Annotated in this window: 11 protein-coding genes; 6 read left to right on the top strand and 5 right to left on the bottom strand. The window is 42.7% G+C overall.

Going from position 1 to position 12,373, the window contains the following annotated elements:
* Positions 1-116: 116 nt before the first annotated feature.
* Together OH460_RS03310 and OH460_RS03305 are read right to left on the bottom strand one after the other, a co-directional pair.
* The gene (locus tag OH460_RS03310; protein ID WP_008216948.1) at positions 117-1,421 is read right to left on the bottom strand and encodes an inosine/guanosine kinase; all 1,305 of its coding nucleotides are present in this window, start codon (positions 1,419-1,421) and stop codon (positions 117-119) included.
* Positions 1,422-1,537: 116 nt separating this feature from the next.
* Entirely contained in the window at positions 1,538-2,014 is a 477-nt protein-coding gene (locus tag OH460_RS03305; RefSeq protein WP_269995031.1) for a CreA family protein, read from the bottom strand.
* Between the two features lie 249 nt (positions 2,015-2,263).
* Here OH460_RS03305 and OH460_RS03300 point away from each other — a divergent pair, with 249 nt between their 5' ends.
* From OH460_RS03300 to OH460_RS03290, 3 genes are all read left to right on the top strand, one after another.
* On the top strand, positions 2,264-2,758 hold the full coding sequence (locus OH460_RS03300) for a hypothetical protein (RefSeq protein ID WP_116870684.1): 495 nt from the start codon (positions 2,264-2,266) through the stop codon (positions 2,756-2,758).
* A 60-nt stretch (positions 2,759-2,818) separates the two neighbouring features.
* A complete protein-coding gene (locus tag OH460_RS03295) occupies positions 2,819-4,627 on the top strand; it encodes an HD domain-containing phosphohydrolase (RefSeq protein WP_269995030.1) in 1,809 nt (602 codons plus the stop codon).
* A 261-nt stretch (positions 4,628-4,888) separates the two neighbouring features.
* Positions 4,889-5,617 carry an HAD-IA family hydrolase gene (locus OH460_RS03290; RefSeq protein WP_269995029.1) on the top strand — a complete coding sequence of 243 codons (729 nt, stop codon included), beginning with the start codon at positions 4,889-4,891 and terminating at the stop codon, positions 5,615-5,617.
* A 442-nt stretch (positions 5,618-6,059) separates the two neighbouring features.
* Here the strand turns inward: OH460_RS03290 and OH460_RS03285 are convergent, their stop codons facing one another.
* Complete coding sequence (locus OH460_RS03285) at positions 6,060-7,484, bottom strand: methyl-accepting chemotaxis protein (RefSeq protein ID WP_269995028.1); 1,425 nt, start codon at positions 7,482-7,484, stop codon at positions 6,060-6,062.
* 148 nt (positions 7,485-7,632) lie between these two features.
* Positions 7,633-8,856: an aromatic amino acid transport family protein gene (locus tag OH460_RS03280; protein WP_061030984.1), complete on the bottom strand. Its 1,224-nt coding sequence runs from the start codon at positions 8,854-8,856 to the stop codon at positions 7,633-7,635.
* Between the two features lie 447 nt (positions 8,857-9,303).
* Between OH460_RS03280 and OH460_RS03275 the strand changes: the two genes are divergently transcribed.
* From OH460_RS03275 to OH460_RS03265, 3 genes are all read left to right on the top strand, one after another.
* Positions 9,304-9,432: a hypothetical protein gene (locus OH460_RS03275; RefSeq protein ID WP_008216938.1), complete on the top strand. Its 129-nt coding sequence runs from the start codon at positions 9,304-9,306 to the stop codon at positions 9,430-9,432.
* Positions 9,433-9,569: 137 nt separating this feature from the next.
* The gene (locus tag OH460_RS03270) at positions 9,570-10,181 is read left to right on the top strand and encodes an acyl carrier protein phosphodiesterase (protein ID WP_269995027.1); all 612 of its coding nucleotides are present in this window, start codon (positions 9,570-9,572) and stop codon (positions 10,179-10,181) included.
* A gap of 57 nt (positions 10,182-10,238) precedes the next feature.
* Positions 10,239-11,510, top strand: a complete 1,272-nt coding sequence (locus OH460_RS03265) for a DEAD/DEAH box helicase (RefSeq protein WP_061030982.1) — start codon at positions 10,239-10,241, stop codon at positions 11,508-11,510.
* A 101-nt stretch (positions 11,511-11,611) separates the two neighbouring features.
* Here OH460_RS03265 and OH460_RS03260 read toward each other — a convergent pair whose 3' ends face one another.
* On the bottom strand, positions 11,612-12,358 hold the full coding sequence (locus OH460_RS03260; protein WP_269995026.1) for a TetR/AcrR family transcriptional regulator: 747 nt from the start codon (positions 12,356-12,358) through the stop codon (positions 11,612-11,614).
* Positions 12,359-12,373 lie beyond the last annotated feature (15 nt).

Raw genomic sequence — 12,373 nt, 5'->3', positions numbered from 1 at the left:
CAAAATATTCGATTTGATTTTGCATTAAGTGCACACATTTACGCTGAATACAAAAAGGGCTGCATATCGCAGCCCTTTAAGATAGGAAAGGTAACTCACGTAGTAAGTAACGTGGATTAACGATCCCAGTATGTTTCTTCTAAGCTATCTTCGCGTTCCGGTAATGCGCGAGAAAGGCGAGGAGAGTGCTGTGTCAATACCTCGTAACTTACGCGGTTTGCGTACTTACAAATTTGAGACAGTGAAGAGTACGTTAGACACGCGTGCTCGTGTTTCTCTGAGTTTGGTACGTTAACGAAGTGGTAGCTGTTTGCTGCCATGTCGTGTAACAGAGCTGAAAGTGCGCCATCACCAGCACCGTTAGTGTTCTTAATTTCTAATGGGCCACCAAGGTATGGGCCAATGTGAGAGTACACTTTTACTGGGTTTTCACAGTCTTGTTTACGCATTGCACGGCTGAATTCGTACTTGTTGAACTCAGGGATATTACCTGGCAATAGTGGAAGCGTAGTTTCGCGTTTGGCTAGCTCGTCTGTGTAACCTGCCATGTAAAGGCCGATTGGACCAGCAGTACACAGTACTAGGTCAACCCACTCTAGAGCTTTGTTCGCTGCAAGAAGTGGATCTTTTTCGCCTGTTAACGCTTCACCTTCGTCTTCATTCATCGCAACGATAGTCACGTTCTCTTTCAGGTATTCTTGCCACCATTCCGCATTACCTTCGATCACGTACTTTGTACCAAGCGTAAGAACAACTGGCACGTTATGCGCTTTTGCATACTCAATCGCTTTTTGTACCGCTTTTGGCATTGGATCTTCAGGATTACCACGCATTAGGTATGAAGACACAACAAGCGCTGATGCTTTCTCGAAGACTTTCTCAGGAATGCTTTCAGGAAGAAGCTGGTTCATGTGTCCTTCGTTGATAGCAAACGTACGCTCGCCATCTTCGGTGATTAGCGTGTAACAACGACCAATCGGACCATCAACAGTTTGTAGGTGGTTTAGGTTCATACGAGAAGAAGTGCGGCATAGGTAACGGTAACCAAATGAGCCAACTTCAATTTTCTTAGACATTACGCCAAGCAGCACAGATTTGCTGTCTGCAAGTACGGAATAGTTGTGCAGTGTGTTGCCGATAGTATCGCCTGGGTATTGATGCGTGATCAAACCGCGCTCTACAAGCTCTTCATACAGCGCATCGGCTTTACTTTCTTCCAATACAAGTGAGTGACCTTTACTCAGCTCATATTTATCTAGGAACGCGCTGTCAACACGGGCTTCGATATCAACAATCGTTTGACCGACACCAACGATCGTTGCGCGGTGCAGTTTAGGTGTTTGTTGAATTTGGTTGACCAACGGATCACGTGCGTGAGTTGGAAAGTAATGCTTAGATTTACGCTGTCCAGGAAACTTCATATGAAAAATACAGTGAAAAAATTTTGCCGCATGATATCACATTTTGTTTCTGTTTCTTTCATTTTTATTACATTTTGAATCACCTGCACAATGTCTGTACAGGTGATTCGTATTGATTATTCTGTTGGTACTAGTGTCGCAGGATCAACATAAGCCTCTGTGCCCCATAGAGGAACGGTAGACAAGCTATGTTTGAAGCTGCCTTCAGTCTCTTTCGTTGTGTAAGACAAGTAGAGTAGAGATTGATTCTCAGCGTCGTAGATACGGCGAACTTTCATGGTCTTGAAGAAGATACTTTTCGACTGTTTGAACACCACTTCACCTGATTTACTCTTATCAATTTGCGCTATCATTTCAGGCGTGATTTCACCCGTTTGGCGGCAAGAAATAGAGCTGTCACTTGGATCAGAAAGGCTGAGGTTTGCCTCGATGGAAGCGATGTGACAAGTCACTCCTGGAATTTTGTCATCGTCTAATGATGACATCTTAATGTCCTTCATTGTGAAGAAACCTAAAGATACGTCGCCAACCTCGTTGTCCGAACAGCCTGCTAACATTGTCATGATACCGGCTGCTATTAAGGCTTTTTTCATAAGAAGTCCTTTTTATTTGTATAGTTCTGTTTACTATAAGGAAAATTGAAAGCTTGAATACGAGTGTAGAGCTTTTCGCTAAGTTCTTAAAGGATGTTGTTAGATAATGAAAAATATGAAGCATTTAAAGTACTTGTTGGCTTTGGTGATGCTCTGTATGCTCTCTGCATGTAGCTCGGCGCCTCAGCCGACCGTATGTCTTCCAAATAACTGCGATATTTGGGGATACTAACTGTAGGTACTAAAAGAATGAATAACGAAATACCTGAAATAGCATTAAAGAAAAATCAATGGTTATTTAGCCAACTCGACATTGCATACCCCGCAAAAGAGAGCCTTCTAGGTTTAGATATCTATAAAAAACAACTTTCCCAAAAAACTTACCAACTCCTTCCGCAAGCTCAAACTCCCTCACACATCGATGAATTGCACAAAGTGGATTTTCACAAACTCACGGTACTTTTCTCGCTCAACCAAGCTAGTGCGTACCAAGATGAAGCCGAAAGGGCCAATATCTTGGAGTTCCTGAGCCAAATCATGTTGTCAGATGAGCATGACTTATATGTCGGCACTAAAAACGGTGACGTAGTGGCGAGTGCGATTGTGACCGTCAGTGAAGATGAAGTGTTAATATCGGATATTGTTAACCAAGACGATCAAAATATTGTCGGGTTTGCTAAACAGTTACATGATTTTTGGGCACAAGATCAAGGTTCTTTCGATAAAGTATGGTTCGAGAACTAAAGATCCTTTGAGAAAGCGTTAATCTGAGTACAATATACCGTCTTTTAAAAAGGGTTCGGTATGTACAAGCTATTGATCTCAATCGCTGTATTGTGTGTTAGCGCTTTTTCTCCTGTGATTTATGCTAATGACTGGGATGTTAAACAAATCCTAGTTCTTCACTCCTACGAACCTTCCTACCAATGGGCCGCGGATTTCCAAAAGGGCATCGATAGTGCGTTCAAGCAATCTCAAAGAGAAGTTAAGCTCTCTATTGAGCACCTAGATACCAAGCGTATCCACAGCCAACAATACTATGACTCTCTAGTCGAATACTTCGAAGCCAAATATTCAGGTTATGAGTTTGAGGGGGTTATTGTGACAGACGATAACGCTGCCAACTTCCTTGAATCATTGAGTTCTATTATTGACCGTTCGACGCCAGTAGTGGCAGTCGGTATCAATGATCTCAGCACCGACATGTATGCGGTGAGTGATAAAGCGACCGTGCTTTATGAGAATGAGCATATTGATATTAATATCGAGCTTATCTCTCAACTACGCCCTAATATCAAGAACTTATACTTTGTAAATGATTACAGTGTCACGTCTCAGTTGATCCGTAAAGAAGTTCATAAAGTCATGGCGGGCTTCCCACAAATCAATTTAGTTGAAATCAATAATCAAACACTGGAGCAGGCCAGCCAATACCTGAAAAACATTTCTCCTGACGATGCCGTGCTAATCAGCCACTACAATACAGAGCTAACCCAAGGTGTTTACCACTCTTATACGGAAATTGCTGAGAAGCTATCTAAGGCGAGTGCAGCGCCGGTATTCGCTCTTTGGCAGTTTTATATTTTAGGGGACGTTCTAGGGGGCTATGTGAACCACTCACAAAGCATGGGGGAACAGGCCGTCGATGCTCTTGACAAATATGTACCACTGGGTTTTAAAAGCTCTTTGGTACCAGGTGATAACGTACGTTTCGTTTTCAACTACGACGCGATTCGGAAATACGGTTTAAGCGAAAGCGCGTTGCCTGAAGAGTCCGTGATTATCAACGAGCCTTCCTCTTTTCTGCGTAAGAACTTTCAACTGCTTCTGGGTTTGACCATGGTTATTGCGGGTCTTAGTTTGATTATCGTGATGCAATTCATCACTTTACGCCAAAAGAAAGAGCTAGCGAAAAAGAACAAACGCATTCTGTCTCTGCAAAAGCAAACTTTGAATGTCCAAAAAGAGATGATTCATGTACTAGGTGAGGCCATTGAGACACGTTCAGGCGAGACAGGCAATCATGTTAAACGAGTGGCTAAGTTGTCAGCATTGTTGGCCAAGCACAGCGGTTTGAGCCACCGCGAAGTCGAGATGATAGAGATCATCAGCCCAATGCACGATGTCGGTAAGATCTCGGTTCCAGAGTCTATTCTCGACAAACCGGGTAAGCTAACCGAGCAAGAGTGGGAGGTAATGAAGCTTCATACCACTGCAGGTTATAATTTATTGAAGAGCGGTGCAGGTGATATTACCAACCTAGCGGCGATTATTGCCAATGAACATCACGAGCGTTGGGATGGTGCTGGATACCCGAATGGCAAAGTGGGTGACGAAATACACCTGTTTGCTCGTATCACCGCCGTAGCCGATGTATTTGATGCATTGCTGAGCGCGCGTTGTTACAAAGAGCCATGGTCTTTAGATATGGTTGTAGACTTATTTGAGCGAGAATGCGGCTATCAGTTTGATCCTAACCTGACTCAGTTACTTCTGAAGCATTTACCAGAGTTTGTCGCGATACGAGATACCTATCCTGACACCGCAGCTTTTGAATATACCTTCAAGATAGAAGATAAATCCAAAGTCGAAGAAGAGTCGCCAGTCAGTTAATACTTCGTACAACGATTTTTGTATTCTAAGATTTATATTTTCTCCTATTAACTTCAGTTATTTGTAAAGCTTTCAGGCATTGATACTGTGAGCCTGGTGACAATTTGATGAAAACTGTTGCTTATGGCGACTCAGAAGGTGATCTGCTGCATATTTTGCGAAGAGAAATAAGCATGCATCCGTAAACTGTTACCTCAGTCATCCCTCACTTTGAAAGAACCCTATAGGATAAAACTTGGATTGAATCTGAGTGAGAGAACTATGCGGTTAGAACAGACTAAATGTGTGATATTTGATTGCGATGGCACGCTTATCGACAGTGAAAAGCTGTGCTGCCAAGCCTTAGTCAATGTCTTCAGCGAATTTGGGGCCAACTTAAATCTCAACGACTGCTACGCTCACTTTCAAGGCGGGAAGCTAGCAGAAATTTTAATGGACACGCAGGCTCGTCTTGGTCTATCCATCTCTATTGATACACTCGAACCTTTATATCGCACTGAATTAGAAGCCTTGTTCCAACGTCACTTGAAACCGATGGATGGCGCTATCGAACTGATTGAATTCCTCAAACATCAAGACATCGAATTTTGTATTGCTTCTAATGCACCGAAATCTAGAGTTGAATCTTCTCTCGCAATGACAGGTATGCTTGATGACTTTAAAGGGAAAGTGTTTTCGGCGTTTGATGCAAACAGCTGGAAACCAGAGCCAGACTTGATCATGTATACCGCAATGAATATGGGTTTTTTACCTAATGAGTGTATTTATGTTGACGATACCTTGAAAGGTATTGAAGCAGGTGTAAGAGCGGGTATTCAGTCGTTCAGATTAAGACCGAATGTAGATGAGACATTAAGTGATGATCCAAAAGCCGAGACAGCAGAGCTGGCGGCTCAGGATATCTATAGTTTGGAAGAAATTTCCGTTTGGATTAATGGCAAGCACTGCTCAAGTGGTGATAAACCGAGCTCTGCAGCTTTGGTGAGTTAGCGCCCAATTGAAGGCTGAGTACTTTACTAAATTGTTTTGTGTGAAATCCGCAGGATGCGCAAGTAAACTTCTCTCCACTTTCCGAGAGTAGATATTCGTCATGTTGGCATAAAGGGCATGTCACGTCTTCGATGTTTGGTGCTTCTGTTTTATTCATTATGTGTCACCTGCAGCAAGAGGGTAAGCGAAAAAAGACCCGTATAGCTAGATTACTCCTAAGCTCGTTTATTAGACAGTTTTGCTCCCTTATATTCTCTCCTTTGCGACTTGCTTCATGGTAATGATAATCTCATCGTTAGTACCCATGGTAAATGTAATGACATTGGCGGATTTTATTAAAAAAGGACTCATAGCGAGTCCTTTTTAGTTTGCTTTCAATTTTTTCTAGTTCAGAAGCTGGCGATTATTATTTTCCAGCGCCATGACGCTCATCTTCGTTAGTTTAAGTGCGATATCTCGCTAAAGTCTGAGATAGGGTAATCGATGCGTCCGTTAGCTTTGATACACCGTTCGATGAGTTTTGAGCGACTTCTTTTATTACATCGGATTGACTGCGAATGTCATTGAGCTCTGCTGCGATGGTATTCGCTACGTTACTTTGCTCATCAGCAGATGTGGCGATTTGAATACTCATGTCCATTAGCGCTTGTGCGGAATCAGCAATTGAGTTTACGTCGTCACCGATGTTTGAAATTAGCTGGCTACTGGTCTGCGCTTGATCGACGGTTTGCTCGGTAATCTTTGCAATGTTTTGGCTTTCTTGTTGCAAACGCTCAATCATAGCTTGGATCTCTACCGTTGCGGATTGAGTTCGGCTAGCCAGCGTTCGTACTTCATCAGCAACCACCGCGAAACCACGTCCTTGTTCGCCCGCACGAGCTGCTTCAATGGCCGCGTTCAATGCGAGTAGGTTTGTTTGCTCTGAGATAGCATTGATCGTGGTTATCACTTCGTTTATTTGACTGGTATTCACATTCAAGCTGGTCACAGAAGAAGAGGTTTGCTCGATCAAAGAAGAGAGGGTAGTTATTTCTGAAATTGCTTGTTGTACCTTCGCGTGGCTGTCGTTAATTTGTTGTGCGTCTTGCTCCGTCTGCTCGGTCGAACGTGCTGAAATGTTAGATACTTCGTTTGCAGAAGCTGTCATCTGGTCCATTGCTGTTGCAACAGAGTCTAGCGAAGCGTTTTGACTCATAATTTGTGTCTCGCTGCGCTTCATCTCAGTTTCAAAAGAAGAAGAGGTTTCGCTAAGCGTTGCGGCGCTTTGGTTAACGTTGTTTACCAGTTCGGTCAGAGTATCCATTGATCGGTCAAGTGCGCAGCCAATCGTTCCAAACTCATCACGTCCTGGGTGGAAGCCGAGTCGAGAGGTTAAATCGCCATCTCCAATCTTTTGAGTTGTTGTATAAAGTACCCAAAGTGCGCCACCTAAGAAAGTGGCAACCCAGTAGCAGAAAAGACCGAAAGGGACACACCATAAAAAGCTGAGTAATAAAGTGTACAGTGCTTGCTGTTTTTGGTCTTGAGTATCGTAATTAGGAAGGGTCAGTGAATAGTATTTACCGTCGGTACCGATTGCCGTTGCCGTAACAACGCCTTTATCTGAAATCGTTGTAGCGTGAGGGTTTGATTGTTGGGTCACGCCACTTACGCTAGTTGGGATATCTGAGGCTGATAAAATGCCTTGTAATTGGTATTCGGCTTGTTGTTTTGCACTAGTGTCAATTTGCTCCATTTTATTGACATAGTTGAGGCCAGTTAAGCTTGCTACTGCAGCGAAAAAGATTAAGAAAATAACCCAAAACTTATCGTTGATAGACATTTTGATAAACAGCTTGTCTATCGTTCGAAATTGTACTTCTTTCATAAAAACTCCACGGTAAATCCTTTACCGTGGACTCTAAATAACCGACCTCAATAAAAATGTGATGTAAGCCGAGTAATTGTGAAAACTAATGATATCGATATGTCATTAATGAGATCTCGATCAATTATATCATTCACGTAACCCGTTATTAGCCCAGTGAAGGTAATAACCCTACTGATATAAGGATTTGAATCGCAATAATAAATACACCAATACTCCCTGCTAAAAACAACGCCTTGCTTCCACCTAGCACTTGGTAGGCTGCAGCGGTGTCTTGAGTGTTGATCGTGAAATCTGTGTAACGTACTTTATAGACCATCACGGTAGGCAACAGAATCGCTAGCACTGAGAGTGCAATTGCTGCATAGCCTAACGCCATGATAAAGCCTTGCGGGTAGAACAGTGCAAAGCCAAGTGGAGGCAAGAAAGTGATAATCGCAGTCTTAACACGTTTTGCACTACCTAGCTTATTGCTTAATGAGTCGCCCATAAATTCAAATAGACCCAAGCTCACACCGATAAATGAAGTGAGAAGAGCGAGGTCGGCAAATACGCCTACGATGACGCTAAGGTTTGATTGGTGCACCGTTTGCGACAACGAAACCAATAGGGCACCTAGACTAGTGTCAGAAAGTAATTGTTCTTGGCTTACAACGCCTAAAGTAACGCCTTGCCAGAAAATGTAGATAACTAAAGGCAAAGCAGAGCCGATGATCATTACTTTACGTAGCGAGCGTACATCGCCATCTAGGTATCTTACGATAGAAGGGATACTGCCGTGGAAGCCGAAAGACGTGAACACGACAGGAATAGCTGCAACGATCAGGCCTTGCTGTAAAGGCATGCTCAATAGGTATTGAGAAGTGATGTTTGGTGCTAGGAAGCTAAGTACCAGAACCATAGCGATCAGTTTCAAACCAAATAAAACGCGGTTTACTTTATCAACACTGTGTGTGCCAATGGTTACAACGCCCGCTACTAGCAGTGTGAAGAGTAAAGTTGTGACTTGGCCGTTCAGTTCAATACCCGCTATATCTGAAATACGCTGATTAAACTGTGCACCACCGCCCGCGATGTAAGCTGCGCATAGAGCATAAAACAGGAACATAACCGCGAAGCTCGCAATCCATTTCCCCTTAGTACCTAAAATCGTGTGAGCCAGTGTGTGTAGGGTCGCGTCGGACTCCACGAATTGGTGAAGCTCAACCATTAATAATGCTGTAAACGCCATTAATGCCCACAAACCAAGCATCAAGAAAAGTGAAGTTGAAAAGCCAATGCCTGCAGAAGCAAGAGGAAGAGCGAGCATGCCAGCACCAATCGTTGTGCCTGCAATGATCAAAGTACTACCGAAAACCTTTGATTTATTCATTGTATATAATTCTTTACGTTAGAGTGTGTTTTCATTGTAATTCTTCTAGCTTAAGCGTATAAACCCAAAGAATATCTCGATTTTTAAGCATTCTGATTGAGTTTAATTCCAAATGCAATATCTAATGTAATTAAAAATATCCACTGTAAATTTATGTTTACGTTTGTTTTGGAGCTAGGCACTTAAAAGGGCGAAGCAAACGTTTGACCATGATCTGCTTCAAAATTTATAGAGTAATTTGTTGTACTTGGTGTAAGGTGGCAGTACATATGTCGTTCGCGTATACCCCTTTAGCGTAGATAAGCGCTGATGATCGCGAGTAGCTTCAAGCTATAAATATGGAATGGGTAGAGTAGAGTGCGTTCATCAAAGTGACATAATATAAGTCCAAGATGGTGCACTAGTTAATTGGACAATACGTCCACATCAAGGAATAGAGGGGGCACAATGAGTGACCAATCTTATAATGACGAAAGTCTTGAACTGTTAGATGCTATGGAAATTGGCATTGATTTATCTGACTACGAACAGACAGTTAAACAGTTAGCAGAAGAGCTTTTTACATCTTCTAACTAACGTTTCATTTCAATTCTTATACTGAGCAAATCTGATTCGCTCACTCGTCATACCAAAAGCTATCCTCATTAAAGTTCGCGAAGATAAACAAGTACGTTTACCATGTTACTTAGTTCTCGACACTTTAATGAGGTTCAATGAACTTTCTCGCACACCTTCATATCGCAAAACACTGTAAGAGCAACCTAGCAGGAAACTTGTTAGGTGATTTTGTGAAAGGCGACCCAAATAAATATTATTCAGACTCACTTTCTGATGGCATTCGACTTCATCGCTTTGTAGACAGCTATACTGACCGGCATGATGTGTCTCGCTCTGCAAAATCTCTCTTTTCAGCTCAAACGAAGCGCTTTGCGCCTATTGCACTCGATGTATTTTGGGACCACTGCTTAGCTAATCATTGGGGGCAGTTTTCTAAGCAATCACTAGAGCGCTTTTGTTTAGAGAGTCATCAACAAATATTTGAATATCAAGAACCACATTGGCCAGAGAATTTCGTGATAGTTCATCAGAAAATGGCGGATCAACGATGGCTAGAGAGCTATCAAGAGATGTCATCCATAGAAATGGTGTTACAACGAATGGCGTTGAGAAGGCCAAAGCTCGGTCTGCTTAAAGCGTGCTATGCTGACTTAGAAAGTCACTATGATACGTTGCAGTGTCACTTTAATGAGCTTTATCCCATGGTTTTGAAGGAAGCAAACGAGTTTAATGCACTCCAATTACAGAAAAATCAAAAGGAAAGGTAAACAGCGTAATGCAGGTTTGCTACAATCCGCGCCTATTTAATCTTTGAGCATCATACTATGTCTGAATCTACGAAATCTTTTAACCAACTAGGATTGTCTGAGCATCTACTTGCTACGCTATCAGAGCTTAATTTTACGGCTCCAACCAGTGTTCAAGAACAAGCGATTCCTTTGGTTTTAGAAGGCAAAGATGTACTGGCTGGTGCTCAAACGGGTACGGGTAAAACGGCGGCTTTTGGCTTGCCAATTATTCAAAGATTACTTGCTACTAAAGATAACGTTATTCCAAACCCTAAATTAGTTCGTGCTCTGGTTTTAGTGCCAACGCGTGAGCTTGCACAACAGGTATTTGATAACGTAACTAGCTACGCAAAGGGCACAGACCTTAAAGTGGTAGTGGCTTATGGTGGAGTGAGCATGAAGGTCCAAACCGATAACCTACGTGCAGGTGCCGATATCTTAGTTGCGACTCCGGGTCGTTTGATTGACCACATGTTCACTAAGAACATCATGTTGAGCCAAACAGAAGTATTGGTATTAGATGAAGCTGACCGCATGCTAGACATGGGTTTCATGCCAGATATCAAACGTATTCTTTCGCGTATGAATGAAGTGCGACAAACTCTGTTTTTCTCGGCAACGTTCGACAACAAAATCAAAGCCATTGCGCACCGCATGATGCAGTCACCAAGTGAAATTCAAGTGACACCAACCAATAGCACTGCTGAGACGGTTAAACAGATGGTTTACCCAGTCGATAAGAAGCGCAAAAGCGAATTACTAGCGTACTTAATTGGTTCAAATAACTGGCAACAGGTATTGGTGTTTACTAAGACGAAGCAGGGCACAGATGCTTTGGTTAAAGAGCTCAAATTGGATGGGATTAAAGCGGCATCAATCAATGGTGATAAAAGCCAAGGTGCTCGCCAAAAAGCCCTTGATGATTTCAAATCAGGTAAAGTAAGAGCACTTATCGCAACCGATGTTGCTGCCCGTGGCATCGATATTCAGCAGCTTGAACAAGTGGTGAACTACGATATGCCTTACAAAGCGGAAGACTATGTGCACCGTATTGGTCGTACAGGCCGCGCGGGGAATAGTGGCCTTGCAATTTCTCTTATGAGCCACGATGAAGCGTACTTGCTGGGCGCAATTGAGCGACTACTCGATACACGTCTACCTCAAGAGTGGCTAAAGGGCTTTGAACCTAGCCCCGAGCAAGATGTGTCACCTGAGCGAGGTGGTCGTAGTAAAAGCCGTTCAGCAGAAAAGCGTAAAATGAAAGCAAAGCTCAAGATTCACCAAAATCGCGGTAAGGCTCGCCGATAACCGGGCTTTCTAAACCTTTTCAATAAAAACGCGCCGTTACATGAATGATGTAACGGCGCATTTTTTTTATCGTTCAAATTATTTTTTGCCTGGAATTGATGTCAGTCGTGGTTGTGTTCTGGGTTACATTTCCACTCGCACGGCACTTCATAAATTAATTCTTCTAGAGTGATCGGGTTAAGTACCCATTCTTCTCCAATAGCAAATTGATTAACCATTTGTTTATTGAACATCTGCCAGTGCTTCATTAGCGCTTCTTCTGCCGTTGCTTCCATATCACCTTCGTTCCAAGTGCTCTCCATGAAGGGAGTAAGGCAGACTGCACCATTAGCAAACATGATCATTTGCCACTTAATTTCGAAGATATTAATGGTTCTGTCTGGGTTTTCTTTGTTGTACTGGTCAGCAAGCATGTTGATCTCGTATTCGAGGTCACCCACGTTATCGATAAAATAATCAACCAAGTTGTCTTCTTGACGTACTGAATCAGACAGAAGTTGCATTGGCATGCGTGAATGGATCATGTTGGTAAACAGACGCATAGAAAACAAATAGATAGCGATATTCGGTGCGACGTCTTTCGGTAGTTCTTGCATGATTTTACTGATGTAAGACTGGAAATATACGTGCAAACAATCACTTATTGCATGCCATATCTTCTCTTTACTACCGAAATGGTGGCGAATAAGGCTATGAGACACACCCGCTTTCTCACTGATATTACGTAATGAAACGCGCTCGTAACCAGAGTCACAGAACATCTCTACTGCCACAGTCATTATTTGAAATCGAGTTTCTTCAGCGTCTTTTGCGCTTCTTCTACCTTGTTTCTTTTCAGTCATCTTCATTTCACACATTTATCC

The sequence above is a fragment of the Vibrio sp. Makdt genome, from assembly GCF_027587015.1.
GTDB lineage: Bacteria > Pseudomonadota > Gammaproteobacteria > Enterobacterales > Vibrionaceae > Vibrio > Vibrio chagasii_B.
Note: the sequence above shows the minus strand (reverse complement) of the source record. Positions and strands in the feature narration are given on the sequence as shown.